The sequence below is a fragment of the Posidoniimonas corsicana genome (genome assembly GCF_007859765.1).
Lineage (GTDB): Bacteria > Planctomycetota > Planctomycetia > Pirellulales > Lacipirellulaceae > Posidoniimonas > Posidoniimonas corsicana.
Genome location: NZ_SIHJ01000005.1, coordinates 24,283 through 50,037, shown reverse-complemented (window position 1 = coordinate 50,037; position 25,755 = coordinate 24,283). Strand labels below are relative to the sequence as shown.

At 69.0% G+C, this 25,755-nt stretch carries 19 protein-coding genes; 13 read left to right on the top strand and 6 right to left on the bottom strand.

Annotated features, from left to right (window positions below; all coding sequences use genetic code 11):
• Positions 1–86 precede the first annotated feature (86 nt).
• The gene (locus tag KOR34_RS23425) at positions 87–1,217 is read left to right on the top strand and encodes a M24 family metallopeptidase (RefSeq protein WP_146568566.1); all 1,131 of its coding nucleotides are present in this window, start codon (positions 87–89) and stop codon (positions 1,215–1,217) included.
• 92 nt (positions 1,218–1,309) lie between these two features.
• Here the strand turns inward: KOR34_RS23425 and KOR34_RS23420 are convergent, their stop codons facing one another.
• Complete coding sequence (locus KOR34_RS23420; protein WP_146568565.1) at positions 1,310–2,185, bottom strand: PEP-CTERM sorting domain-containing protein; 876 nt, start codon at positions 2,183–2,185, stop codon at positions 1,310–1,312.
• Between the two features lie 374 nt (positions 2,186–2,559).
• Here KOR34_RS23420 and pelA point away from each other — a divergent pair, with 374 nt between their 5' ends.
• From pelA to KOR34_RS23405, 3 genes are all read left to right on the top strand, one after another.
• On the top strand, positions 2,560–3,645 hold the full coding sequence (gene pelA, locus KOR34_RS23415) for a pectate lyase (protein ID WP_197531693.1): 1,086 nt from the start codon (positions 2,560–2,562) through the stop codon (positions 3,643–3,645).
• A 166-nt stretch (positions 3,646–3,811) separates the two neighbouring features.
• Positions 3,812–5,209, top strand: a complete 1,398-nt coding sequence (locus tag KOR34_RS23410; protein WP_146568563.1) for a cytochrome c peroxidase — start codon at positions 3,812–3,814, stop codon at positions 5,207–5,209.
• Between the two features lie 86 nt (positions 5,210–5,295).
• Entirely contained in the window at positions 5,296–6,738 is a 1,443-nt protein-coding gene (locus tag KOR34_RS23405) for a hypothetical protein (protein WP_146568562.1), read from the top strand.
• 2 nt (positions 6,739–6,740) lie between these two features.
• Here the strand turns inward: KOR34_RS23405 and KOR34_RS23400 are convergent, their stop codons facing one another.
• Complete coding sequence (locus tag KOR34_RS23400; protein WP_146568561.1) at positions 6,741–7,154, bottom strand: thioredoxin family protein; 414 nt, start codon at positions 7,152–7,154, stop codon at positions 6,741–6,743.
• Positions 7,155–7,429: 275 nt separating this feature from the next.
• On the opposite strand from KOR34_RS23400, the gene KOR34_RS23395 reads away from it, so the two are divergent.
• On the top strand, positions 7,430–8,368 hold the full coding sequence (locus KOR34_RS23395) for a homocysteine S-methyltransferase family protein (RefSeq protein ID WP_146568560.1): 939 nt from the start codon (positions 7,430–7,432) through the stop codon (positions 8,366–8,368).
• Positions 8,369–8,400: 32 nt separating this feature from the next.
• Positions 8,401–8,862: a DUF1569 domain-containing protein gene (locus tag KOR34_RS23390; protein ID WP_146568559.1), complete on the top strand. Its 462-nt coding sequence runs from the start codon at positions 8,401–8,403 to the stop codon at positions 8,860–8,862.
• Here the strand turns inward: KOR34_RS23390 and KOR34_RS23385 are convergent.
• Entirely contained in the window at positions 8,859–9,287 is a 429-nt protein-coding gene (locus KOR34_RS23385) for a putative quinol monooxygenase (protein WP_146568558.1), read from the bottom strand. The two genes, KOR34_RS23390 and KOR34_RS23385, sit on opposite strands and share 4 nt — an antisense overlap.
• Before the next feature lie 156 nt (positions 9,288–9,443).
• On the opposite strand from KOR34_RS23385, the gene KOR34_RS23380 reads away from it, so the two are divergent.
• From KOR34_RS23380 to KOR34_RS23360, 5 genes are all read left to right on the top strand, one after another.
• Positions 9,444–12,338: a PSD1 and planctomycete cytochrome C domain-containing protein gene (locus tag KOR34_RS23380; RefSeq protein ID WP_146568557.1), complete on the top strand. Its 2,895-nt coding sequence runs from the start codon at positions 9,444–9,446 to the stop codon at positions 12,336–12,338.
• A gap of 17 nt (positions 12,339–12,355) precedes the next feature.
• The gene (locus KOR34_RS23375) at positions 12,356–13,840 is read left to right on the top strand and encodes a DUF1501 domain-containing protein (RefSeq protein WP_146568858.1); all 1,485 of its coding nucleotides are present in this window, start codon (positions 12,356–12,358) and stop codon (positions 13,838–13,840) included.
• A 554-nt stretch (positions 13,841–14,394) separates the two neighbouring features.
• Complete coding sequence (locus tag KOR34_RS23370) at positions 14,395–15,210, top strand: PEP-CTERM sorting domain-containing protein (RefSeq protein WP_146568556.1); 816 nt, start codon at positions 14,395–14,397, stop codon at positions 15,208–15,210.
• A 185-nt stretch (positions 15,211–15,395) separates the two neighbouring features.
• Positions 15,396–18,809: a PAS domain S-box protein gene (locus KOR34_RS23365; RefSeq protein ID WP_146568555.1), complete on the top strand. Its 3,414-nt coding sequence runs from the start codon at positions 15,396–15,398 to the stop codon at positions 18,807–18,809.
• 46 nt (positions 18,810–18,855) lie between these two features.
• On the top strand, positions 18,856–19,236 hold the full coding sequence (locus KOR34_RS23360) for a response regulator (protein ID WP_146568554.1): 381 nt from the start codon (positions 18,856–18,858) through the stop codon (positions 19,234–19,236).
• Between the two features lie 11 nt (positions 19,237–19,247).
• On the opposite strand, the gene KOR34_RS23355 is transcribed toward KOR34_RS23360, so the two are convergent.
• Positions 19,248–20,459, bottom strand: coding sequence for a permease (locus KOR34_RS23355; protein ID WP_146568553.1), 1,212 nt, complete (start codon positions 20,457–20,459; stop codon positions 19,248–19,250).
• Between the two features lie 166 nt (positions 20,460–20,625).
• Between KOR34_RS23355 and KOR34_RS23350 the strand changes: the two genes are divergently transcribed.
• Positions 20,626–21,081 (top strand): GNAT family N-acetyltransferase, encoded by a 456-nt coding sequence (locus tag KOR34_RS23350; protein WP_146568552.1) that lies wholly within the window; start codon positions 20,626–20,628, stop codon positions 21,079–21,081.
• A gap of 9 nt (positions 21,082–21,090) precedes the next feature.
• On the opposite strand, the gene KOR34_RS23345 is transcribed toward KOR34_RS23350, so the two are convergent.
• Entirely contained in the window at positions 21,091–22,941 is a 1,851-nt protein-coding gene (locus KOR34_RS23345) for a DUF3592 domain-containing protein (RefSeq protein WP_197531692.1), read from the bottom strand.
• A gap of 223 nt (positions 22,942–23,164) precedes the next feature.
• Between KOR34_RS23345 and KOR34_RS23340 the strand changes: the two genes are divergently transcribed.
• Positions 23,165–23,986 carry a PEP-CTERM sorting domain-containing protein gene (locus KOR34_RS23340; RefSeq protein WP_146568550.1) on the top strand — a complete coding sequence of 274 codons (822 nt, stop codon included), beginning with the start codon at positions 23,165–23,167 and terminating at the stop codon, positions 23,984–23,986.
• A gap of 3 nt (positions 23,987–23,989) precedes the next feature.
• Here KOR34_RS23340 and KOR34_RS23335 read toward each other — a convergent pair whose 3' ends face one another.
• Positions 23,990–25,729, bottom strand: coding sequence for a J domain-containing protein (locus KOR34_RS23335; RefSeq protein WP_146568549.1), 1,740 nt, complete (start codon positions 25,727–25,729; stop codon positions 23,990–23,992).
• Positions 25,730–25,755 lie beyond the last annotated feature (26 nt).

Sequence of the window (25,755 nt, the reverse complement as noted above, 5' to 3'; positions counted from 1 at the left end):
CGTAGCGGACTTGGCGTATCGCGATCGGCGGAGGACGGTAGTGACAAACCTTCCGTGCTTGGTGCAACTCTGAGGATGCCAGCTTGATGCCGATTGCTCCTGCCGAATACCAGTCGCGCCTGGCCAAGGCCCAGCGACTGCTCGTCGAGCACGACCTCGACGCCCTGCTGCTGCCGGCGGGCACGAGCCTGCGGTATTTCACCGGCGTGGGGTGGGGGCTGAGCGAACGGTTCCTCGGCTTGCTCCTCCCGCGGGAGGGCGAGCCGGTCTACGTCGCGCCCGCGTTCGAAGAGCCGAAGGTGCGGGAGCTGATCTCGATCGAAGGCCCGCTGCAGGTGTGGGAGGAGCACGAGAGCCCGTTTGAGCTGCTCGCCGGGCTGCTGAAGGAGCAGGGCGCCGGGCGGCTGGCGGTCGAGGGCACGACGCCGTTCTTCATGACGGACGCGCTCCGCACGTCTGCGCCGGGCGTCCAACTGGCCGACGCTGCGCCCGTGGTCGACGGCTGCCGGATGCAGAAGTCGGCGGCGGAGATTGCGATTATTGAGCACGCCATGGGCGTCACGCTCGACATCCACCGCCGAGTGCGCGAACGCCTCAATGAAGGGATGACCAACACCGAGATTGTCCGCTGGATGGACGCCGAGCACCGGGCCGCGGGCGCCGACGACGGTTCCACGTTCGCGATCGTGGCCTTCGGCGAATCGACCGCGTACCCGCACGGACCCAAGGGCGAGCAACGCCTGCGCGAGGGCCAGATCGTGCTGGTCGACACCGGCTGCACCTTCGAGGGGTACCACTCCGACCTGACGCGGACCTACGTGTTTGGCGAGCCGACCGCGCGACACCGCGAGGTCTGGGAGATCGAGCACGAGGCTCAGGCCGCCGCATTTGCCGCAGCGCAGCCGGGCGCCCCGTGCGAGGCGGTCGACGCGGCCGCCCGGGCGGTGATCGAGCGGCATGGCCTCGGCCCAGGCTACCAGACGCCCGGCCTGCCGCACCGCACGGGTCACGGGCTGGGGATGGACATCCACGAGGCGCCCTACCTGGTCCGCGGCAACCAGACGCCGCTGGCAGAGGGGATGATCGCCAGCATCGAGCCGATGATCTGCGTCTACGGCGAGCTGGGCGTGCGGCTGGAGGATCACTTCGTTGTGACGCCCGATGGCCCCCGCTGGCTGTCGCGGCCGTCCGAGTCGATCGACCGCCCGTTCGAGTAGCCGTGGCGCCTGATCGGCAGCGCATGAAAAAAGCCGGCGGTCCTTTCGGACCGCCGGCTCTTATCAACTAGCCGATCCCTCGCTGGCGAGGACTAGCGGCGGCGACGGCCAACCAGGCCGCAGGCCGCCAGGCCGGCCAGGCACAGAGCGGCCGGCTCGGGGACGGCGCTCATGTCGGCGTAGGTCGTGCCGACGCGGATCTCGTCGATCACCATCTGACCAGCGGGACGCCCGCTGCTCTCGTTGCCGACGAACGGGCGGATGAAGTCGAGACCCGAGAAGTCAACGACGCCGACCGACGAAGCGAGGGCGTTCATGATGTCGGGCTCGACGTTCGGATCGGGGTCAAGCCACAGGTAGGCGTCGTCCGGGGTGTTGATGTCACCGTGATGGTCGAGCCGCATAACGGCCCAGTGCATCTCATCCCATGGCACGCCAGAACCTTCGCGGAGGCCGCCGCTGCCTTCGGGGATGATGGACCACTCGTTCTCAGTCGCGTTGGACGAGTTGCCGATGCCGACACGCTCGGGACGGGTCGGGTGCTCGGTGTTGAAGAACCCGGCGTTGACGCCACGCGGGTACGGGTTGTCACCGTAGGTGGGGTCCGGCGTCGGGATCGAATCACCCTGCCGCTGGGCGATCCAGCTGATCCAGGTGGTCTCACCGTCGGCGCCCTCAATGTTCGTAAAGTCGCGGTACACCTGGTAGGTGCCCGCGGCGCCAGAAAGCATCGCGTGGCCGCCCGCGGTCGGAACGCCGGCGGGAGCCGGCAGGCTGCCTGCTTGAATGATGCCACCGCCAGCGGCGCCATCTCGCCAAGCTCCGGTGAATCCTGTGCCGCCGTTCTGTCCAACCAGGTCGGCGCCGGCGGTGTATCCAAACGGCTCATACAGCAGCAACTCGGCCGACGCGGACGCCGCAAAGGCCATGGCGGTGCACAGCGCCAAAGGGGTGAGGAAGCGAGTCATTAGCAGGTAACCTCCCAAGAGAACAGACAACGCCGCGGCCAAACCAAGTTGGAGCTCATTATTCCACGACCGCGGCTTAGAGACTTTGACAAGCGGCTCGTGCGGCGCCACGTAAACGGGGCAGCATCGCCGGGCCAACACAGAAAAGGCAGAAGCCAGGATAATACGGCCGATCTCGGCTTGTCGACGGTTTTTGAGGCTGTAACGGAGGGATTGCAAGACCCGGATACGGGGTTGCAATTGGGGGTCACCCGCAGTGTCTCAAAACAAGTCTCCGCCCCAGTTTTGGCGTGGCGCCAGCGGTCCCCCGCCGGGCGATCGGGGTAGAATCACCGGGGTTTGCTCATCAGCTCATCTTGCTCAGGAGGTCGGTCGTGACCCGTTGGGGATTCCTGGTCGTCGTCGCGCTCGTATTGTCGTTCGCCGTGGCGCCGTCGTCGGCAGTGGCCGTCTCGTGGCGTGGTGTGCTCCGCCAGCCGGACGACTGGTACGCCAGCAAAGAGGCGGTCCGCATCGCGGGCAACGTGCTCGCCTACCAGCACCCCACAGGGGGCTGGCCCAAGAACATCGACAAGGCGCGGCCCCTCTCCGCGGAGGCGCTGGAGGAGGTTCGCCGGCAGGCGCCTTCACGACAGCCAATCATCGACAACGGCGCCACGCACACTGAGATCCGCTACCTGGCCCGCGTCTACGCCGCCACCGGCCGAGAGGAGCTGCGCGAAGCTGCGCTGCGGGGCGTCGACTACCTGCTAGAAGCCCAGTACCCGGGCGGCGGCTGGCCCATGATGCACCCGCCGCGGCGGGGCTACTACACCCACATCACCTACAACGACGGCGCCATGGTCGGCGTGCTCCGCACGCTCCGCGACGCCAGCCACGGCGAAGGCGACTGGGCCTTTGTCGACGACCAGCGCCGCGCCCGAGCCGCGGACGCCGTGCAACGCGGCGTTGAGGCGATCCTCCAGACCCAGATCGAGGTCGACGGCAAGCTCACCGCGTGGTGCGCGCAGCACGACGAGCACACGCTGGCGCCCGCCAAGGCGCGCTCGTACGAGCTCCCCTCGATCAGCGGCCAGGAGAGCGTCGGCGTGGTGGAGTTCCTGATGGGCATCCCCGACCCGAGCCCAGAAGTGGTCCGCGCGGTTGAGGCGGCGGTCGACTGGTTCGAGCGTTCGAAGGTCGAGGGGGTCCGCGTCGAGTACCGCCGCGGCGCCGACGTGCCGGGCGGACGCGACCGTGTGCTGGTGGAGGACGCTTCGGCGCCGGCGTTGTGGGCCCGCTTCTACGACATCGAAACCAACGAGCCGATGTTTGTCGGCCGGGACGGCGTCGTGAAGCAGGACTACAACGCGATCGAGCGTGAACGCCGCCTCGGCTACAGCTACCTGGGGCCGTACGCCGACCGGCTGCTGGCGAGAAGCTACCCGAGGTGGCGGCAGCGGATTGGTATCGCCGACTAGGCGGAACACATCCGCGGCAATGCATCGGAGGGACCGCCCCACACGGTCCTTCACAGAATCTTTACATTCGACACTGGTTCGCCGTGTGAGTATCATCTAGCCGGCTCGTCGGTATTGCAGGAACAGCACTGACGGCCGCTCTCGTGGGAAACAGAGGAAGAAGGCCTTGCAACGAACCATCTGCCTGTTGGTGCGCGCTTGCGCATTGTCGCTGTCGCTTAGCCTTGCTACGGCCCACGCCGCGGACCGCGGCGTGCCCGCGTTGCCCGAGATGTACCAGGACTTTGTCGCCTACGCGGTGACCGACCTGCCGGAGCACTTCAAGTCGGGCCCGGTCGCGGCCACAGACAACACGCCGGTCGATAACCCGATCACCAACCCTGGCGCCACGCTCGGGCGGGTGCTGTTCTACGACCCGCGGCTCTCCCACAACGACGGCACAAGCTGCGCCTCGTGCCACCAGCAGGCGACCGGCTTCGGCGACGAGAACCAGTTCAGCGAGGGGTTCGAGGGCGGGCTGACCGGCCGCCACTCGACGGCCCTGTCGAACGCCGCCTACTACGCTAACGGCCGCATGTTCTGGGACGAGCGGGCCGCCTCGGTTGAGGAGCAGGTGCTGATGCCGATCCAGGACCCGGTCGAGATGGGCACCGACCTCGACCAACTCCGCGACGAGCTGGCCGCCACCGACTACTACCCCAAGCTCTTCCAGCAGGCGTTCGGCGATTCCCAGATCACCAACGACCGCATCTCCAAGGCGCTGGGGCAGTTCGTGCGGTCGATGGTTTCGTACCAGTCAAAATACGACCAGGCGGTCGAGGCGGGCACGCCAGAAGCCCCCGACTACGCGTCGATCTTTACCCCGCTCGAGCAGCAGGGCGCCGAGCTGTTCCACGGAGCCGGCCAGTGCAGTCAGTGCCACACCACGCACGCCCAGGTGGGCGACCGCGCCCGCAATATCGGCTTGGACGCCGACAACACGGCGGACGAGGGCGCCGGCAACGGGACGTTCAAGACCCAATCGCTCCGCAACGTGGCGGTGCGGGGCCGCTTCATGCACGACGGCCGCCACACCACGCTGGAAGAAGTGGTGGAGTTCTACAGCACCGGCATCCAGGACAATCCGTACCTGGACAACCGCCTGAAGACCAACGGCGAGCCAACCGTGTTCAACTTCTCCGATCAAGAGATCGACGCGCTGGTCGCCTTCATGGAAACCCTCACCGACGAGGCCTTCCTCACCAGCGATCTGTTCAGCAACCCGTTCGTCTCGCTGCCCGGCGACTACGACGGCTCGGGCGTTGTGGATCAAGACGACTACCTTCTGTGGCGCGACCAGTTCGGCGCTACGGGCGACAACTGGGCCGACGGCAACGCCGACGGTATGGTCGACGCCGCCGACTACACCCTGTGGCGCGACAACCTGGGCGCCAGCTGGGAGGACTTCACGCCCGGGTCGGCTAGCAGCGGCGCCGTTCCCGAGCCGGTAGCGATTGCGGTGCTGCTGCCCTGGGTTGCGACGTGGCTTACGCTACGAAGCCGGAGCCCAGCGCCGAACTGCTAGCTAAAACTGCCCTTCGGCCGCTAGCGGTTTGCCGATAGAGTCCCCTCTCCACTCTGTCGCTACTACGCTCCCGAGGGGTTGGGCTGATGCGCCGCCGCCAGACGATTGCGTTTGTCACGATGCTGGCTGCACTGCTAGCCGGCTGCAACCGTGGGGGCGAGACTCCGGAAGTTGATCGGCTTAGGCCCCGGGTGGGGCGTGCGCCACGTATCGATTTCGGGAAGGGCGACCTGCCAACCGAGATCGCGTGTCGCCGCTTCGCGTCCCGCCTGGAGCACGCGGCGGCCAACGCCGATTGGGCCGAGATCAACCGGTGCGTCGACTGGGAGGGCCTGGCGGTCCAAATCGGGGACGCGTTGGACGGCGGGGAGGAACTCGCGGACTCACTTGACGTCGATGTCCGCACCGCCATAACGGCCAATGGTGGTCTGCTCCGGAAGATCCTCAGCCAAGTGGACGGCGGCGCCTATCGGCTAGTCCGATTCCGTCGAGGTCCCGAGGGCGTCCGGGCCCTCTTCCGATTGGCGGGAACAAGCCAGCTCGACTACCACGAATTTCTACTCAAGAAGCAGGGCGCGGAGGTCGTGGCGAGCGACCTGCGGATCTACTCCAAGGGCGAGTTGATCTCCGAAACTCTCCTGCAGACACTGCAGCCTTTGCTCCATCAGCACGATCAATACGCGGGAGCTAGCCCCTGGCAGCGCGACTACTTCTTTCAGGATCTTGAGACGCTGGCGGCGATCCAGCACGCCATCAAGGCCGGTAACCCCGCGGCCGCTCTCCAGCTCTTCGACACGCTTCCAACCGCGATGAAGGAGATGAAGCCCGTACAGCTGCTGCGATACCACTCGGCGGTGGTGAGCAACGACGCCGACCTGGTCGAGGCCGCAACGGCGGACTACGACCGATTGTTCCCGGACGACCCGGCGATCGACCTGATCGCGATCGGCGCCTTCCGGGTGCAGCAGCGGTACCGCGAGGCGCTATCCGCGCTCGACCGGCTGGATCGTCGGCTGGGCGGAGACAGCTACCTCGACATTATTCGCGCACGGCTCTACCTGCGGGCAGGTGAGCTCGAACCGGCCGCCAGGCTCGCCCGGGTCGCGATTGCAAACTACCCGAGCTCCGAGTTCGCCCACGACGTGTTCCTGGCAGTGCTGATCATTGAGCGGGACCACGAGGCCTTGTACAACGCGATGCACGCCTATGAACAGCGGCTCTCGCCGGCTTGGGGGGACCTCCGTGAGAGACCGGAGTTCGCCCACTTTGTTGAATCTCCCTACGGGCGGCGGTGGCTTGAGGAGCATCACCCACGGCACAGTAGCGGTGTGAGCTTGGCCAGCGCCGAGTCGCCTGTCGACGAATTTCTAATCTGGACCGGCCCGACCGGTGTTTCGATAGAAGCGAAGCTCGTCGCCCGCACGCCCACCGAGCTGCAGCTCGGCACGCGCGACGGCCAGGTGTTGTACGTGCCGCTAGAGAACCTCAACGCCGCGAGCCGCGCTCAGGCGGAGCTGTTTCTCCGGTAGTCTTACCCTTCGATCAGCGCGGCGATCTGCTCTTTACCCAACCCTGCCGCCACGCGCCCCACAACCACGCCATCCTCGAGCGTGATGAAGGTCGGCGTGGCGTTGATCTGGTAGCGGCTCGACAGCTCACGCTGACGGAGCGTGTTGATGGTGCGGATCGGGTAGCCCTGCGCCTGCAGGGCGCGGACGCGGGCCTGGGTTTTCACGCTCACGGGGCAGTTGGGACGCCAGAAGTGGAGCAGTTCGACGTCCCTGTGGCGGTGGTCGGCCGCGGCGCTGTAGACGACTACCGGCAGATCGCTGGGCGCTGCGCACCGTTCGGGCGTGGCGTGGCGAAAACGGCTGCCCAACTGCTCGGCCAGGGGCGGTCCGGCCACCGCCAACGCGACAACCACAGCAAGCACGTGCCAATTCATCCGCGGGTACCTCGGGTGGCTCTAGGCGGGGCTACCTTGAAAACCTAGCCTGCCACACCACCCGCGGAGGTCGGCGGACGGCCCGGCGAGGTATTTCGGCGAAAGTTCCCGGCGGCTGTAGAATGCCCGCGAACCCCGCCGTTTCTCGGCTGCTCGTTGGAGGACGAGGCGGGCGCCCCGTTGGCGCATCTGCGGGGCCGTTTGTAACAACGGGCCCGCTCCGGCGTAGGAGCCGCTACCGGAACCCAGCTTCTCAAACCAATGAGGCCGCCAGCATGCCCCTTCACCGAGACTCCCTCCCCCAGCTCAACAACCAGACCGTGCTTACCGACGGCGGCCTGGAGACCGTGCTGCTGTTCCAGAAGGGCTTCGAGCTCCCCGAGTTCTGTGCGTTTCCCCTGCTGCGCGACGAGGAGGGCCGCCGCGCCGTGGCCGCCTACCTAGACGACTACCTCGCCATCGCCCGCCGGCACGGCGTCGCGCTCCTGCTGGAGAGCAACACCTGGCGGGCCAGCCCGGACTGGGTCGCCCGGCTCGGCTTCAAGGACTCGGACACGGCCGACATTAACCGCGAGGCGATCGACCTCCTGGCGGCGGCCCGCGCGTCGAACCCCGACGTCACGACCGTGATCAGCGGCTGCATCGGACCCCGTGGCGACGGCTACGTCCCCGGCGCCGCGATGACCGCCGACGAGGCGCAAGGCTACCACCGCACTCAGGTCGAGGCCCTCGCCGGCAGCGAGGCCGACCTGATCACGGCGCTGACCCTCAACTACGTCGAAGAGGCGGTCGGCCTGGCCCGCGCGGCGGGCGAGGCCAGCATGCCGTGCGCCATCTCGTTCACGGTCGAGACCGACGGCCGGCTGCCGACCGGCCAGCCGCTCGGCGAGGCAATCGAGCAGTGCGACAATCTGTCGCCTGTTCGGCCGGCTTACTACATGATCAACTGCGCCCATCCCACGCACTTCGCGGCCGTAGTTGCGCAGGGCGATCCATGGACCAAACGCCTAGGCGGCGTCCGCGCAAACGCTTCGACCAAGAGCCACGCCGAGCTGGACGAGATGACAACCCTTGACGAAGGTAACCCAGCAGACCTTGGCGAGCGACTTGGCGCCTTGCGGAAGGACCTGCCACAGCTCAACGTGTTGGGGGGCTGCTGCGGCACCGATCACCGCCACATCGCCGCCATCGCCGAGGCGTGCTGCGGCGGGTAATCCTTACGATCCCTGGAACACGCAGGAATGAGATGGGCAAACGCAAGCTGTCGTTCGACTCGCTGCCGGAGGTCGCCGCCGAGATCGAGCGGCTCCGCTCCGGCGGCTACACGCCGCTGGTCAACTGGAACCTGACCCAGTGCTGTGAGCACCTCGACAAGACGATGCAGGCCGGCATGGAGGGGAGCATCAAGCCGATGCCCTGGATCCTCCGCGCGACGGTCTTCCGGGCGATGACCGAGGTGATCCTCGCGACCGGCAAGATGCCCGGCGGCGCGCCGGCGCCGCCGGAGATCGTGCCCGCCGAACACGCCGCCGACGACCCGGCCGTGATCGACGCCTGCCTGGCGACGATCGACCGCGCAGCCAGCTTCCCCGAGCCGCTGCCGACGCACATGTTCAGCACCGGGATGACGGTCCCCAAGTGGCAGCGGCTGATGTGCGTGCACGCCGCCCACCACCTGGGCAACCTCCAGCCCAACGGCGGCGGCTAGTCCTTCTTCGGCTCGGCGGCCGGGACGTGGACCGACAGGGCGGGCGGCTCGGCCAGCACGGGGCCCAACGCCGCCAGCAGCTCGGCCAGGTACGGCTGCTTGAGGTGGCTGTCGAGCGCGTCGAGCGACTTCCACTGCTCGTGCACCATCAGCTTGGTCGGGTCGGCGGCGTCCTGGCTGAGCACGTAGCCAAGGTTGCCCGGCTCTTTACGCGTCTTTACCACGGGCTCTTTGAACGCCTCGATCAGCTCGCCGGCCGCCGCCTTGTCGGTGGTGGTGAAGTTGACGATCAGCAGAAACGGGCTCTTGGCGTCGGGTAATTTGCCGGACACCTCCTGGGCGATCGGGTGCAGATCGGCGGCCAGGGCCGTGGGGGCGAGCACGGCGGGCGCCAGCAGGAGGGTCGCGATGATCGTTCGGGTCATAGTGGTGTCCAACCGGGGGGGAGCGAGACGAAAAGCCGAGGAGTGCTGCTTTGCGCGACGGAGGTTCGTCCGTCACGCGAAGCGGCATTATAATTGTCGGAGGTCGCCCGGCGCCAACCGTGGCGGCCGGACCCGTCCCCTGTCCCCGACGCAGGCATGTTCCGCCCACGCCGACTCACGCTCGCAGCGCTCTGCTTAGCGCCGCTCTGGCCGCTGACGGCCGCCAGGGGAGAGGTGGGCTTCAACGACCACATCCGGCCGATCCTGGTCGAGCACTGCGCCGGCTGCCACGGCGGCCCTAAGCAGGCGGGCGGCGTATCAGTGCTGTACCGCGATGATCTGCTCGCTCGGGGCGAAAGCGGCCGCCAGACGCTGGCGCCGGGGGACCCCGCCGGGTCGTACCTGATCGAGCGGGTCAGCGACCCCGACAACGACTTCCGCATGCCCCCCAAGGAGCACGGCCCGCGGCTCTCCGACCGCGAGGTCGAGCTGCTGACCGAGTGGGTCCGGCAGGGGGCGCCGTGGGAGGAGCACTGGTCCTTCGTGCCGCCCAACAGCCCGACCCGCCCCGGCGTCACCCACGACGACTGGCCCCAGCGGGAGCTGGACTACCACGTGCTGGCCCGGCTAGAACGCGAAGGGCTGGCGCCGGCGGACCCGGCGCCCCGCGGGCAGTGGCTCCGCCGCGTGACATTCGACCTGACCGGCCTCCCGCCGACCGTGGCGGAGCAGCAGGCGTTCATCGCGGACGACCGCCCGGACGCGGCCGAGCGGGTGGTCGACCGCCTGCTCGACTCGCCACAGTTCGGCGAGCGGTGGGCCGCCATGTGGATGGACCTCGCCCGCTACGCCGACACGATGGGTTACGAGAAGGACCTCGGCCGCACGGTCTGGCCGTGGCGTGACTGGCTGATCCGCACGCTCAACGCCGACCTGCCGTACAACCAGTTCATCGTGAAGCTGCTGGCCGGCGATCTGCTGCCCAAGGCGACCACCGACGACCGCCTCGCCACCACGTTCCACCGCCACACGGCGAACAACACCGAGGGCGGCACCGACGACGAGGAGTACCGGCTGGCGGCGGTGATCGATCGCGTCAACACCACCTGGCAGGTGTTCCAGGCGCAGACCTTCGCCTGTGTTCAGTGCCACGCCCACCCCTACGACGGGATCAAGCACCACGAGTACTACGAGTTCCTGGCGGTGTTCAACAACACGGCCGATTGCGACCTCGACGGCGAGGAGCCGCTGCTCGCCGTGCCCACCGACCCCGACGCGTGCGAAGAGGCGACCGCGCTCGACAGGGAAGCGTCGCGTCTCCGCCGCGCCCGGCACGAGCGCTGCGCTCAGATCGCCGCCGAGAACTCGCAATGGGCGCCGCTCGAAGTCACCTCCGCCGACGCCAACCAGAGCACCGAGCTGGTGATCAAGCCGGCGGCGGGCGCCACGGAGGTGTGGACCGCCGGCACCGTCGCGACGCAGACCGCGTACACCCTGGTTGCGCAGCCAACCGCCGACGCCGGCCCGATCACCGCCCTCCGCATCGAGGCCTTGCCGAAGGACACCGATCGGGCGCTCCGCATCCCCGAAGATGGCTTCATGCTTACTCGGCTGAAGCTGTCGCTGATCCCCCCGGACGGCGGGCCGCCCACCGAGGTGAAGCTCCGCTACGCCTTCAGCGACGAGCCCCAGCCGGAGTTCGACCCGCAGGAGAGCCTCAACAAGTCGGTCGCCGGCTGGGCGGCGCTGAGCAAGCTGTTCCGCCCCCGCTGGGCCGTGTTCTTGCTCGACGAGCCGCTGACGATCCCTCCCGGCGCCGAGCTGCAGCTCAAGCTGCGGCACGACCGCAAGGGCTCGGGTCAGCTGCCGCTGGTGCTCCAGCGTTCCCGGTACAGCGTGAGCTCCGACGAGCGGTGGACCGGCCTGTTGGCCGACAAGGACTTCAGTTCGACCAACGCCCGGCTCAAGAAGATCGCCGACGCCAGGTCCCAGATCCCCTCGGCGCCCACGCCGGTGATGGCCGAACGCTGCACCGCGGGCTCGAGAGACACCTTCACCTTCATCCGCGGCAACTGGCTGGAGCGGGGCGAGCGGGTGCTGCCCGGCACGCCGGAGTCGCTGCCGCCGCTCGCCCGCACCGACGCCGGCGCCCGGCTCGACGTGGCCCGCTGGATCGCTTCGGACCAGAACCCGCTCACCGCCCGCGCGCTGGTGAACCGCGTGTGGGAGCAGCTCTTCGGCCTCGGCATCGTCGAGACCGTCGAGGACCTGGGCGCCAGCGGCTCGGGGCCGTCCAACCAGCCGCTGCTCGACCTGCTGGCCGTCCAATTCCAGGGCGAGATGCAGTGGCGGTGCAAGCGGCTGCTGCGCGAGATCGTGCTGTCATCGACCTACCGGCAGGACGCGCGGGTGAGCGCCGAACTCGCCCGCCGCGACCCCCGCAACGAGCTGCTCGCCCGCGGACCACGCACGCGGCTGCAGGCCGAGATGATCCGCGACCAGGCGCTCGCCCTCTCCGGCAAGCTGTCCGACAAGCAGTTCGGCCCGCCGGTGATGCCCTACCAGCCCAAAGGCGTGTGGCGCACCGTGTACAACGGCGCCGACTGGCGGACCTCCGAAGGCGAGGACCGCTTCCGCCGCGCCGTGTACACGTTCTGGAAACGCACCAGCGCCTACCCCAGCCTGGTCGCCTTCGACATGACCAGCCGCGAGGTCTGCACCCCGCGGCGGCTCACGACCAACACGCCGCTGCAGGCGCTCGTGACCCTCAACGACCCGGCCTACGTCGAGCTCGCCGGCGGGTTCGGCGACCGCATGGCCGAGCATGGCGACACGCCCGCCGACCAGATCGCCTGGGCGTACCAGGCGGCGGCCGGCTCGCCCGCGGACGAAGAGAGCCTCGCGGCGCTGCTGGAACTGTACACCGCGGCGCGGCTGCGGTTTGAGGGCGAGCCCGCGTCGGCCGAGCGGCTGGCGCCCGACGCCGACGCGTTCGCCCGCACCGTACTGGCCAACGCCATCCTGAACCTCGACGCCACGCTGAGCAAGTAAGGCGGAACCCCATGCCAATGAACCTGCTGCAGCAGCTCCAGCACGACCAGCTGCAAAGCCAGACCCGGCGGACGTTCCTGACCGGCGGGATGGCGGGGCTGGGATCGCTGTGGCTGGCCGACCAGCTGGCGCAGCCGGCCGCCGCCAGCTCCGCCCGCCCGACCCCGATCGACCCCGCCCGCCCGCTGCTGCCCCGCCGCCCGCACTTCGCGCCGCGCGCCAAGAGCGTGATCTACCTTCACATGGCCGGCGCGCCAAGCCAGTTCGAGCTGTTCACCCACAAGCCCGACCTCCAACGCCTGCACGGCCAGGACTGCCCGCAGGAGTTCCTCGAAGGCAAGCGATTCGCGTTTATCCAGGGCACGCCGCAGCTGCTGGGGCCGTGCTACCCGTTCCACCAGACCGGCGACTCGGGCGTGTGGCTCAGCGACCGTCTGCCGCACTTCGAACGCGTGATCGACAAGTGTTGCTTCCTGCACACCATGCGGACCGACCAGTTCAACCACGCGCCGGCGCAGCTGCTGATGCACACCGGCGACCAGCGGCTCGGCTTTGGGTCCATCGGCTCGTGGGTCACGTACGGGCTTGGCAGCGAGAACCAGAACCTGCCGGGCTACGTGGTGCTGGTCTCCGGCGGCAAGGTGCCTAGCGCCGGCAAGAGCGTGTGGGGATCGGGCTTCCTGCCGTCGGTCTACCAGGGGGTGCAGTGCCGGTCGAAGGGCGACCCGGTGCTGTTCCTCTCGAACCCGGACGGCGTCGACGCGAAGCTCCGCGGGCGCGTGATCGAGGCCATCAACCGGGTCAACCAACGCACCCACCAGGAGCTCGGCGACCCGGAGACCGTCACCCGCATCGCGCAGTACGAGATGGCGTACCGGATGCAGATGGCCGCCGCCGACGCGATGGACGTCCGCCGCGAGAGCCAACGCACCAAGGACGAATACGGCGCCCAACCCGGCGTCGAGAGCTTCGCGAACAACTGCCTGCTGGCGCGGCGCCTCGTTGAACGCGGCGTGCGGTACGTGCAGCTCTACGACTGGGGCTGGGACTCGCACGGCGCCGCCGAGAGCGAGGCCCTCAACGGCGGCTTCGCCGACAAGTGCCGCTCGATCGATCAGCCGATCGCCGCGCTGCTGACCGACCTCGAGCGTCGCGGCCTGCTCGACGATACGCTCGTCGTGTGGGGCGGCGAGTTCGGCCGCACGCCGATGCGCGAGAACCGCGGCGGACGCGAGATGCGGTTCATCGGCCGCGACCACCACCCGCACGCGTTCACCATCTGGATGGCCGGCGGCGGCGTCAAGGCCGGCGCCCACGTCGGTGAGACCGACCCCATCGGCTACGAGCCCCTCACCGAGCCGATCCAGGTGCGCGACCTCCACGCCACGCTGCTGCACCAGCTGGGCATGGACCACCAGCGGCTGATCTACCCGCACCAGGGGCTCAACCAGAAGCTGACCGGCGTGAAGCCGGCGAGGGTTGTCGAAGAAGCGCTCGCTTGAATCGGCGACAGGCGCAATGCCGCAGCCCGCCTAGGTCGATAACCGCCCCGTGATCGCGAACCGATATTCGTTTCGCACTTTGCGTAGCGGGTTCTGACCGCTTTGTTTTGTCCAAAAACACGCGCGCAGGGGACAAAACTCGGGGCGTGCCGCCGCCCCGTTTTCTCGTAAGTGGTTTCGTATTAAGCCATTGCGGAATCCTCCTTGGGAACAGGCCGCGGGGTTTTGTCCGTTTCTGGGCGCGCTGCGGGGACAATTGCCGCGCTCGAATCCTCGAACTGCGCGCAGCGGCCCCTCCAGCTGGCGTGCGGTGGGCAAGCGGGCAACCGTTCATTAATCCGCGCGGGGTGGCCGGTTTCAGCAACGAACTGGGGACCAGGACCAGAAAGAACCGCTGACGCTCGCGTTGGGCAAGCCCGCGGGGCAGGCGGCGCGCCGCTGTCCACCCACCGCGAGCCGACGCACTGGTTGGTTGTTTGGTGGTTGGCCTCGCCGTATCATCCCGGATGAACGCGTCGCGGCTGCGACGCCGGGGTCCCAGGGGGAGCCGACTAATGAAACCGATTGATTGGCGGATCGGGCGCCATGCCGGGGCGATTGCTGTCGCCCTGCTGTGGGGCGTTGTCGGCGGCGAAGGACGCGCCGCTAATTTCGTGGTTACCGTTGAGGGGGCCGACGCCATCTACCTCGCGGGGCGCACCGACCTGACTGTCCCCGACCCCTCCGCGCCGTGGACCGGTCCGGGCGACTACCTGGTGCGCCACGGCGGTCCCACCCCAGAGGAAGCCAAGGAGTCCTTCCCGTCGGTGATCAGCGTCGTGGCGGGCGACGTCGTCCGCGTGCTCGACCCGACCATCGGCGGCATCAACTTCTTCAACGGGTTCGGCCCGCCCTACTTTGGTCCGAGTGGCAACACCGCGGCCGGCAGCAATCTCACGGCGTTGGGCGGCCTCAGCGGGTACGCTGGTCCGCAGGGCCCGCTGACCGGCGTGTTCCTCGACGACGCCATCCCCGTCAGCGGCCCGCCCTCGGCGCTCGACTTTAGCCCGGGCGGCCTGGGGCAGGACTTCCTGTCGCTCAGCCCCGAGATCGGCCAGGTGTTCTTTATCGGCGACGGCGTCACCAGCGGCGGCGTGTTCCAGGAGTTCACCGCCCCGACCGGGGCGACTCGGCTGTTCCTGGGGATCCCCGATGGCTTCGGTTTTAACGGTCCGCCGGGCGCGTACGACGACAACGACGGCTCATACCGGGTGGTGATCGGCGTGAACCAGACGCCCAGCATCCCTGAGCCGCTAGCAATCACCCTGGCGCTGAGTGTGGCAGTCTGGTCGTTGGCGGACCAGGCGGGACGGCGCCGGCGGGCTTCTTGAGGAGGTGGCGGCCGCCAGCTAGGCTAGGCCGGGCGGGGAAACCGCCTTGCCAGGCTTCTGCTTGCAACGCAGGCGGCCCCTAGCGATCGGGTAAACGCTCTCCCACCGGCACGCGGTCTGCACGTGTGTCCGCTCCCGGGGTTCCCGGGGCGTACTCCCGTTGCGCGCTTGCGACCCGATCTTCTATGCCGCAGTCAGACTCTTCTCCCCCGGTCCGCACCTGGAACCTGTCGCCCAAAGCGGTGTCTCAGGCGGTGGTGTGCGCGGCCGGTGGGTACGCGCTGGCCGGCGGCGCCGTGACGGTCGTCGGCTGGGTGTTCGACGTCCCCAAGCTCACCAACTGGTGGGGCGACGGCAACGGCGACGGCGTGAACGACGGCATCTCGATGCTGATGAACACGGCGGTCGCGTCGATGGCCTGCGGGTTGGCCCTGATCCTCCTCACGCAGTACCGCCAGCGTTGGGCCCGCATCATCGGGCAGGGGGCCGCGTGGCTGTCGATCCTGATCGGCGGCCTGACGCTGCTGGAGCACGTGACCGGCGCCAACCTCGGCATCGACACGCTGCTGGCCAACCGCGACTGGGGGCAGGACGCCACCACGTCGAAGATGCGGATGGGGCCGCCGGCGTGCATCTCGTTCACCATCTTCGGCGTGACCCTTCTGCTGATGATCCGCGGCCGCCGCGCCCGGCGGATCGGCAGCATCCTGGCGGTCGCGCCGCTGCTGATCTCCTCGCTGTCGCTGACCGGGTACCTGTTCAACGCCGACCAGCTCTTCGGCATCGCCAAGGTGACCGGGATCGCGCTGCAGAGCAGCACCATCCTGGCGGTGCTGTCGGTGGGCGCGATCGCGGCGTTCCCCGACCGCGGCGTGTCGTCGGTGCTGAGCCGCGACGACATCGGCGGGCGGCTGTTCCGACGCATGCTGGCGCCGGTGCTGATCGTCCCGCCGATTCTGGGCTGGGTGCTGGTGCGGGGCGCCGACGCGGGCTACTACGACGCGCAGTTCAACGCCGCGATGCTGGTGCTGATCGGCGTCGCGGTGTTCGTGGCGCTGCTGTGGTGGACCGCCAAGAACCTTGGCAACTACGCGATCGAGGCGCAGCGCGCGCACAACCACCTGGCGACCATCGTCGAGACCTCACACGACTCGATCATCAGCAAGTCGCTCGACGGCACGATTGTGAGCTGGAACGCCGGCGCCGAGCAGCTGTACGGCTACACCGAGGCGGAGATCGTCGGCAAGACGGTCATGCTGATCACGCCCGAGGAGCGGCGGGAAGAGGAAGACCAGATCCTCGCCCGGCTGAGTCGGGGCGAGCGGATCCAGGACCTCGAGACCGAGCGGCTCCACAAGGACGGGTCGCTCGTGCAGGTGTCGATGTCGGTCTCGCCGGTGCGGGACGAGTCCGGCGCCATCGTCGGCGCGTCGAACATCGCGCGGGACATCACCCAGCGCAAGCGGGCCGACGAGATGATCCGCCGCAGCGAGTCCGACCTACGCACCCTGGCGGACACGATGCCGGAGCTGGCCTGGATGGCGCACCCCGACGGCGACATCTTCTGGTACAACCGGCGGTGGAACGAGTACACCGGCCGCTCGCTGGAAGAAATGCGCGGCTGGGGCTGGCGCGACGTGCACGACCCGGACGTGCTGCCGACCGTGCTCGCCCGCTGGGAGCACAGCCTCGCGACCGGCGCGCCGTTCGAGATGGAGTTCCCGCTGAAGGGCGCCGACGGCAACTTCCGCTGGTTCCTGACCCGCGTGCAGGCCCTCCGCGACGACTCCGGACGCGTGGTCCGCTGGTTCGGCACCAACACCGACATCGACCGCGTGAAACGCGTCGAGCAGCGGCTCCGCGACCAGACCGAGACCCTCGAGCTGCTCAACGAGACCGCCAAGGCGGTTGGCTCGGTGCTCGAGCTGGACGACCTGCTGCAGTTCATAACCGACATCGGCCGCCGGCTGAGCGGCGCGAAGTTCGCCGCGTTCTTCTACAACACCAAGGACGAGCACGGCGACGCGCTGCTGCTCTACGCGCTCTCCGGCGCCGACCGGGAGGAGTTCGACAGCCTCGGCATGCCCCGGGCGACCGACCTGTTCGGCCCCACGTTCCGCGGGGAGGAGATCATCCGCTCGGACGACATCACCCAGGACGAGCGGTTCGGCAGGAACTCGCCGCACAACGGGCTCCCGACGGGCCACCTGCCGGTCAAGAGCTACCTGGCGGTGCCGGTGGCGATCCGCTCCGGCGAGGTGATCGGCGGGTTGTTCTTCGGCCACCCCGAGCCGGGGCGGTTCAGCGAGCAGATCGAACACGTGGTCGCCGGCATCGCTTCGCAGGCGGCGGTGTCGATCGAGAACGCACGGCTCTACGACAACCTCAAGCAGGCCGCCGACGATCGGCTGCGGCTCCTCGAGGCCGAGCGCGCCGCCCGCTCCGAGGCCGAACGCGTCAACGTGATGAAAGACGAGTTCCTGGCCACCCTGTCCCACGAGCTGCGCACGCCGCTCAACGCGATCCTCGGGTGGGCCCAGATCCTCGACCCCGAGTCGTCGGACAAGGACGAGATGGCGGAGGGGCTGGAGATCATCCAGCGCAACGCGCGGACGCAGACCCAGCTCATCGAGGACCTGCTGGACATGAGCCGCATCATCTCCGGCAAGGTGCGGCTGGAGCCCGAGCCGATCAACCCGGCCGACGTCCTCCGCCAGTCGGTCGAGTCGGTGCGGCACTCGGCCGACATGAAGGGCGTGGAGCTGCGGCAGGAGATCGATCCCGACCCGGTGGTCGTGTCCGGCGACCCCACGCGGCTGCAGCAGGTGTTCTGGAACCTGCTCTCCAACGCCATCAAGTTCACGCCCGAGGGGGGCCGGGTGACCATGTCGCTCCGCCGCGACGGCGGCCACGTGGAGGTCGCGGTCAGCGACTCCGGCATCGGCGTGAAGCCCGAGTTCCTGGCGGTGATGTTCGACCGGTTCCGGCAGGCCGACTCGTCGACCACCCGGGCGTACGGCGGGCTCGGCCTGGGGCTGTCGATCGTGAAAAACCTGGTCGAGCTGCACGGCGGATCGATCGAGGCCGCGAGCGGCGGCGAGGGGCAGGGCGCCACATTCACCGTCCGCCTGCCCCTGAAACGCTCGCTGAACTCGGGCCAGCGGTCGCGGGACGACAAGCAGGCCAACGGCCACAGCGGCTTGGACGGGCTGAAGGTGCTTATCGTTGAGGACGAGATCGATTCGCGCGCCCTGCTGCAGCGGATCCTCGGGCAGGCCGACGCGCGGGTGGCCGCGGCCGGGTCCGCCGACGAGGGCATGTCGCTGCTCCGCAGCACGCGCCCGGATGTCATCATCAGCGACATCGGCATGCCGGGCGTCGACGGCTACCAGTTCATGCGGAACGTGCGCGAGCTGCCCGAGTCGGAGGGGGGCCAGACGCCGGCGGTCGCACTCACGGCGCTCTCCCGTTCGGAAGACCGGATGCAAGCAATGATGGCGGGCTACCAGTCGCACATCGCCAAGCCGGTGGACCCGGAGCGGCTCATCAACACGCTGCACGGCCTGATGGCCACTGCACGCAGCGGCAATCTCCGCTAGACTTTCACGCCCCACTCGAATTCCGCAGCAAGGAAGCCGCCGTTAGATGCCCACGCCGAATTTCCACCACGTCCGCATCGTTGTCGCCGAGGACGACCCCGCGTCGCAGACCGTGCTGGTCCGCCTGCTCGACAAGCTGGGCTACCGCGTGGCGTGCATCGTGGCCAACGGCGCCGAACTGCTGGAGCGGTGCCGCGCGGAGCGGTTCGACGTGGTGCTGGCCGACCTGGACATGCCGCGGATGGACGGGCTCGAGGCCGCCGAGGAGATCGCCAAGCTGGGGCAGCCGTGCATCCTGATCTCCGGCCACGCCGACCTGCACCAGATGGTGCTGGAACGCGAGCCGGTGATCTCGGCGCTCTCCAAGCCGGTCGACATGGACCAGCTCCGAGAAGCCCTCGAGGCGGCCCTGCCGTCGCTCGGGTAGGCCCGCGGCGACTAGGCGCGGGGGCTGAACCCCGCCTGGCGGATCAGCTCGCGGAGCCGCTGCGGGGCGATCGGACCCTGGACGACGGCGCGGCCGGGCTCCAGGGTGACGCTGGCGCCCCGCACCTCGGCGTCGGCCCGGAGGGTCGACTCGAGCTTCTGCACGCAGCCGCCGCAGGTCATGCCATCGACGCCGACCGCCTGCGCGTCAGCGGCGTCCGGGTGGGCCGCGCGGCCGCCCAGCCACGCGGCAGCCTCCTCGGCGGCGAACCTGCCGATCAGCGCCAGCAGCACCACAGCACTGAGCACCGCCCACCACGTGGGGGAGTGGTGGTGCAGCATCGCGGTGACGGTCTCGGCCGAGATGACCGCCTCGAACAGCAGCCCCGCGGCGACGCTCCCCACGATGATGACGCCCAGGTAGACCGCCAACGCGCGGCCGCCGAGCGCTTTGCGCACTGCGCCGATCGTCGCGATGTTGGTCGCCGGGCCGGCCATCAGGAAAACCAGCGCCGCGCCGGTCGGCAGGCCGCCGGCGACCAGCGACGCGGCGATCGGCACCGACGCGGTCGCGCACACGTAGAGCGGGACAGAAATCGCCAGCGTCACCGCCATGGCGCCCAGGCCGCCGTAGGCCGACAGCCCGGTCAGCGCGTCCTGCGGCAGCGCTACCGAGATCAACGCCGACGCCACGACGCCGAACACCAGCCACCGCCACAGCGACTTCAGCAGCATCAACGCGTAGCTCAGCACCTCGCGGACGCTCCGCTCGGGCGGGGCCTCGTCGTGGGCGATCGGCAGCGCCGGCGCGGACCGCGTGTTGTCCGCCGCGTCGGCCAGCCAGCCCCCCACCACGCCGGTAACCGCGGCGGCCGCCAGCTTGAAGACCGCGAACGGCCAGCCCAGCATGTTGGCGCTCACCAGCACCGAGTCGACGCCGGTCTGCGGCGTGCTGATCAAGAACCCGACCGACGCCCCGCTCGAGGCGCCCCCCTTGCGCAGGCTCAGCCCCACGGGGATCACCCCGCACGAGCAGAGCGGCAGCGGCACGCCCAGGAGGACACTCTTCACCACGCCCCAGGGCCCCCGCAGCTGCCGGTTGAGCCAGCCGGCGGGTAGGCCGACGTGCAGCAGCCCGCCCGCCAGAGCGCCGAGCAGCAGCCACGGCGCGAGCTCCAGCGTGATGCTCCAGCACTCGATAAAGAATTGGATCGCGGTCTGCACAGCGCCTGCCTGACGGTAGAAGGAGACTCGGCTATTGTAACGTTCGCCCGCTCGGGCGGCCGGGTCAAGTCTGCGACCGTCCGCAGCAGGCTGGCCGCCGCCTAAGTCCCGAACCCGCCACGCAGCAGAGGTGACCTACGAGAGAATCCACCCCGCAGGGCATATCATGACGACGCTTCACACCAACAACCCCGCTCACCTGGCCGCGTTTGTCGCGCTCAACGAGGCCTGGATCTCCGAGCACTTCGAGATCGAGGAAGCCGACCGCCGGCTGGCCGCCAACCCGGGCGCCATCGCGGCTGCCGGCGGCGTGGTGTTCTCGGCGACCGTTGATGGGGCGGTCGCGGGCGTGTGTGCGGTGGTCGCCAAAGACGACGAGGTGCAGGAGTTCATCCGGTTCGCCGTGGACCCCGCGTACCGGGGTTTGGGGATCGGCCGCCGGCTGATCGAAGCAGCCATCGCCTACGCCCGCTCGAACGGGGCCCGGCAACTCGAGCTGTACAGCAACACCAAGCTCACCACCGCCAGGGCGTTGTACGATTCGGTCGGCTTCCGGGTGTCGCGGGAGGGCCCGCACCCGGACTACCGGCGGGTCAACGTTATCATGACGCTCGACCTGTGACCCACTGCGCTACGACGCATGGTCGTCCGCCGGCAGGTCGAGCGCGTCCGTCCAGCCGGACGAGTCGAGCGGCCGCTGGTCGCGTACGGGTTGCTCCAGCCCGGCGCGGCGGGTCAGCTCCGCCCGCAGCAGGTCGGCCAGCCGCGGGTTGCGGACGCCGGTGACAAGCGTCGCCTTGCCGCCCGACCGCAGGTCGGCCAGCACGTGCTGCGTGTGGTAGGTCTCGCCGTTGTCAGAGCTCGCCCGGAACGATGTCCGCAGCCGGATCGCCTTGATGTCGCCGACCCGCATCCGCCGCGCGCGGCGCAGCCCGTACCAGCCGGAGCGGGCGGTCCAATCGTCGCCGCTGATGGTCAACCGGCTGGAGCCGAGCAGCACGCCGACCGCGCTCAGGATGCAGATGGCCGCGATCGGGGAGAACACCACGACAAAGATCCACTGCGCCTCGGTGTACAGCCAGTAGGCCGAGCCGGCCGTGATCAGCCCGAACACCATCAGCGGCAGCGCCAGCTTGCCGCCGCGCAAGGGGGGAACGCCGACCTCCAGCCTGCCGACCGACTCCTGCACGCGGATGCCGTCGTGCCGGGCGAGCTTCGCCAGCGGGACCTCTGGCTGCGGGGTGTCCGGTGCGTGTGCCGTTGGAAGCTCAGCGATGACGCCGTCCCGCGAGTCTTCGGTGAGGAAGACGGGCGTTTCCCATTCGGCTCGGTAGTCCGGGCCGGCCGCTTTGGCGGAGATCAGGAGCCTCCACGTCAGCTTGGTCCGACCGGTTAGCTCGGTAGCGTGCGCGTCGGACGGGATCGTGAAGTCGACCGGCACGGCGGTGCTGCGGGGCTCGCCCGTGTCGAGCGTGTGGAGCACCAGCCGTTCGTCCTGCCAGAGTGTGATGGTCTTGGTCTGCGACTTGCCACTCCGCTTCACGTTGCGTTTCTCTTGGCACAGCAGCCGCACGCGGAACCCCTCGGCCGGCTTCACCTGGGTGGGGATCACCGCGACGCCGGTCAGCTTCCCGCCGATCACGCCAGGCATGGTCGCCAGCCGTAGGCGGGAGGTCCCGTAGCGGAGCGTCCGCCACTGCTCGAACGCCGCCACGCCGGCCACAGCCAGCGCGATGGCGGTCATCGCGGCGATGACGATCCTTGGCGCCGTGCCGCCGTCGTCGACCTGCCACGCGATCCAGGCGGACGGCAGCGTGAACGCCAGCGCCCAGGCGGCGGCCGCCGTCAGCCCCCACGCCTTGGCGGCGTTGTTGTGGGCGATCGACTCGCCCTGCCAGGCCGGGCGCTGCCGCCACGGCTCGTCCGGGTGGAGCTTGGCCAGCCGCAGCGCCGCCCGCTCGCGGCCCGCCATCGGCAGCCCGTACGCCAGCAGGCCCACCCCCACGCCGGTGAACAGCGTGGCGAAGGGTGTGTACATCGCTAGCATGCCGAGCCGCATCGAACGGTCGAGCAGCGCGCGCTCGGGGTTGTCCGGGTCGACGTAGCACGGCGTCGGTCGTTCCCGACGCATCGCTTCCTGGAGCCGGCTGTGCATCCGGTGGTGGTAGCGGCCGATGTTGTCCGATCCGGTGAACACGCCGACCCGGTCGCCGTGCAGGCGGCGGCCCTTGTAGGTGTATTCGTAGCTGGCCACGACGCGGTACGACGTGCTGTCGCTGTCGCGTTTCACCTTGAGGTCAACCGACTCGATCACGGCGGTGGTCTCGTCCCACTGCTGCGCGTCGAGCCACGTGCTGATCGCCGACACGTACCACCACGCCACCATCAGCCCAAAGCCGGCGAACGGCAGCGCGAACAACGCCAGGCAGCCCGCTCCGAGCTGAAGTCCGCCTTCGTTCTGGTTGGGCTTCTTGCTCGCCATGGCGGTGGGGTCGGGCCGTGGATGAGTGGGCTGCATGCGGGCAACCGGCAAACGCTGCAGAAGCCTACCCTACCAGGCCGTTCGCGTAGAGGGGAAAGCCGTATTGCCCGCAGATTCGGGACGCGGCGGCGAATCTTGCCATTTCGTTCTGCCGTCCGACTATCGCAACTATAATGACTGGATTGGGCTGCTGTTGATCCCGCCTCTAATCCCCCCCGCCGCGATGCCCCTCCGCTCATTGATGGCGGTGCTCCTGCTGACCCAGAGCGCCGCCGCGTTGACCTTCACCGCCGAGTTCGACGCGCAGTTCGTCCTGCAAGACCACGCGCCCGGCGCCGCTCAGCCGACGTACGCCCAGACCGTGCCGGTCGGCATCGAAGTGGTCACCGACCTGCAGACGGTTTCGTACCGTGTGAGCTGGGACTTAGAGGACGTGCGGTTCACGCCCGACGGCGCCGCGGCGCCGCTATACGTCTCGTCGGCGGGCGAGATCACCCCGGTCGCGGACCTGGGGGTGCTGGACGACAACGCGATCTGGATCTACCTCGAGAGCCCGGACGTGCTCTACGCCGGCGGCTGGGAGGTCCGCACCGACGCGGCCGACGGCGCGCTCGTCAGCCAAGCCGCGGCCGGCGCCGTCACGCAGGAGACCGGCTCGTTCACCAACCTGATCTTCGACAACTCGGGCCCCGCCGAGGGCCTCTCGCTGGAGGGGTTTGCTCCGCCGCTCGCGCAGCCGCTCGGCGATCCGGTGGGCGGCTACAGCCTGGCCATCGACATCTCATCGCCCTACTTCCTGCTGACTCAGACGCTCAGCGGCGACATGAACTCCGATGGCCAGGTCGACTCCGCCGACTACACCGTGTGGCGCGACGCCGACGGCCCGCTCAAGGACCGACTCACCAGCTACGACGACTGGCGGTCCAACTACGGCGGCCAGGTTCCGTCCGCCGCCGCTGCTTCGTCGGCGCCAGAACCGGCCGCGGCCGGCCTGCTGGCGGTCGGCCTGTTGGCGTCGCTGCGCCGTCGTCGGCGGATCGGCTAGCGGTCAGGCCAGGAACCGCTGCGCCGTCGACAGCACCGCCGGCGCGTAGTCCTGCTGGACGTACATGTTGATGTAGGCGGACATCTGGGCCTCGCCGCTGACGCTGGCGGCGAAACACTCGCGGAACTCGCGGTCGTCGAGGTGGCTACGCTCCTGCAGCTGCAGCACCGGCATCCGCCAGAGTTGATGGTAGAGCCGCTGGCTGTTGCGTAGGCAGTACGGGTGCCACACCCGGTCGGTTATCATCCGGCTCAGCTTGATGCCGCTCGGCACCGCGGCGGCGATCGGCGCCAGGATGAGCAGGGCGACGAACCATTCCGGCGCGTTCCGTGGGAACACCGCCTGCTCGAAGCCAACCAGCAGCGACACGACCAGCATCGCCGCACCGAGGTAGCATGCCCCTTGCGCCGCGCGGTAGACGATGGTCAGCAGCGTCCACTTCCAGCCCTCCCAGCCCCCGTTGGTGTCGCGGTCGAGGTGCGCCATGAGCGTGTACACGCGGTTCTGCCAGTTCGGCCGCGGCCCGCTCTCCTCCTTAGGCGGCGGGGCGTTGCGCTCCCCCACGTCCCACGACACCCACCTCCACAGCGGGAAGAAGTGCTCGTGCAGGTCGTTGTCCGAGAGCGGGAAGGCGGCCATCAGCGCGTCGAGGTCTTCGGTGATCGCCACCTGGGCCGCCACCACCGCGCGGTCGCCCTCCTGCTGGTCCTGCAGGAAGTAGTCGCGCAGCGCCGCGTCGAGCCGCCGGCAGAGCGGGTGCTTGGCCGCAAATCGCTGCCGCACCGCCCGGTAGTCGCGCATCACGCCCAGCATGTCGAGGTCGGCCTCGAGCCAGGGCGGGGCGTGCTCGAAGTTGGACTCCAGGAAGTCGAGCGCCTCGCCGGGCCACGGGTGGTCGCTCGCCAGCAGCGAAGCCTTGGCCAGCTGGATGTAGAACGCCATCCGGCCGGCGATCCGCTCGTCACGCAGCTCGCGCTCGCACTGCTGCAGCAGCCGCGCGACGCGCTCCACCGGGTCGCCGTCGGTCGGCGCCCGCAGCAACGCCAGCCAGAGCGGCTCGGTCAGCGGGTAGAACGAGTCGTCCTCGGCGACGCGGGCGAGCGCGGGCAGCAGCGTCTCCTCGGCGCCGTCGGGCAGCGGGCCGCGGAGGTAGTCGTGCAGAAGCCGCCACAGCGGGCCGCTGTCCGGGTGCTTGGTGAGCCCGCTCAGCAGCCACTCGGCGAAGCGGAGCGGCTTGCCCCGGTCGACAACGTCCGACATCACCGCCAGCGCGTAGTACTCGTACGGGCTCTTCTCCGGCGCCGCCGCGAGCTCGGCGTACAGCTCCTGGGGAGAGTCGCGATCGAGCCGCTCGTCCAGAACCTCAGACGGGGTCTTCTCCGCCGGCGTATCCGGCGGCTGGTGGATGATCTCGTACTGGGGCGCGTCACCCGAGGGCGAGGAACCTTCGGGGGCCGCTGTGGCGGGTGGCTGGCTGTTGTTGGCCGCGGCGTTCCAGTTGATCGGCGCCTGCGGCGCAGCGGCCGAGGCGTCGCCGTAGCGGAGCCGCTCGTCCAGCGACTCGTACGCGGCGCGGATCCGCTGGAACTCCTCCGGCGCCTTCTCCGGCTTGAACCGCCGCAGCAGCTTGTTGTACGCCCGCTTCAGGTCCTTGCGGTCGATAGGGTTGGACAGGCCGAAGAACCCGGCCGCGTCGTGCGGCAGTAGCGACCAGTCGGGCGGCGGTTCGTCGGATGGGCTCAAGTGGCTATGAACGGGGCGGGGTGAAG

What these genes read in the sequence shown, in the direction of transcription:
- KOR34_RS23395 (WP_146568560.1), top strand. Translation starts at nt 7,430, where the DNA reads ATGCCCCTTCACCGAGACTCCCTCCCCCAGCTCAACAACCAGACCGTG.
- KOR34_RS23400 (WP_146568561.1), bottom strand. Translation starts at nt 7,154, where the DNA reads ATGAATTGGCACGTGCTTGCTGTGGTTGTCGCGTTGGCGGTGGCCGGA.
- KOR34_RS23385 (WP_146568558.1), bottom strand. Translation starts at nt 9,287, where the DNA reads ATGACCCGAACGATCATCGCGACCCTCCTGCTGGCGCCCGCCGTGCTC.
- KOR34_RS23380 (WP_146568557.1), top strand. Translation starts at nt 9,444, where the DNA reads ATGTTCCGCCCACGCCGACTCACGCTCGCAGCGCTCTGCTTAGCGCCG.
- KOR34_RS23405 (WP_146568562.1), top strand. Translation starts at nt 5,296, where the DNA reads ATGCGCCGCCGCCAGACGATTGCGTTTGTCACGATGCTGGCTGCACTG.
- KOR34_RS23340 (WP_146568550.1), top strand. Translation starts at nt 23,165, where the DNA reads ATGCCCCTCCGCTCATTGATGGCGGTGCTCCTGCTGACCCAGAGCGCC.
- KOR34_RS23425 (WP_146568566.1), top strand. Translation starts at nt 87, where the DNA reads ATGCCGATTGCTCCTGCCGAATACCAGTCGCGCCTGGCCAAGGCCCAG.
- KOR34_RS23390 (WP_146568559.1), top strand. Translation starts at nt 8,401, where the DNA reads ATGGGCAAACGCAAGCTGTCGTTCGACTCGCTGCCGGAGGTCGCCGCC.
- KOR34_RS23350 (WP_146568552.1), top strand. Translation starts at nt 20,626, where the DNA reads ATGACGACGCTTCACACCAACAACCCCGCTCACCTGGCCGCGTTTGTC.
- KOR34_RS23370 (WP_146568556.1), top strand. Translation starts at nt 14,395, where the DNA reads ATGAAACCGATTGATTGGCGGATCGGGCGCCATGCCGGGGCGATTGCT.
- KOR34_RS23365 (WP_146568555.1), top strand. Translation starts at nt 15,396, where the DNA reads ATGCCGCAGTCAGACTCTTCTCCCCCGGTCCGCACCTGGAACCTGTCG.
- KOR34_RS23375 (WP_146568858.1), top strand. Translation starts at nt 12,356, where the DNA reads ATGAACCTGCTGCAGCAGCTCCAGCACGACCAGCTGCAAAGCCAGACC.
- KOR34_RS23360 (WP_146568554.1), top strand. Translation starts at nt 18,856, where the DNA reads ATGCCCACGCCGAATTTCCACCACGTCCGCATCGTTGTCGCCGAGGAC.
- KOR34_RS23345 (WP_197531692.1), bottom strand. Translation starts at nt 22,941, where the DNA reads ATGGCGAGCAAGAAGCCCAACCAGAACGAAGGCGGACTTCAGCTCGGA.
- KOR34_RS23420 (WP_146568565.1), bottom strand. Translation starts at nt 2,185, where the DNA reads ATGACTCGCTTCCTCACCCCTTTGGCGCTGTGCACCGCCATGGCCTTT.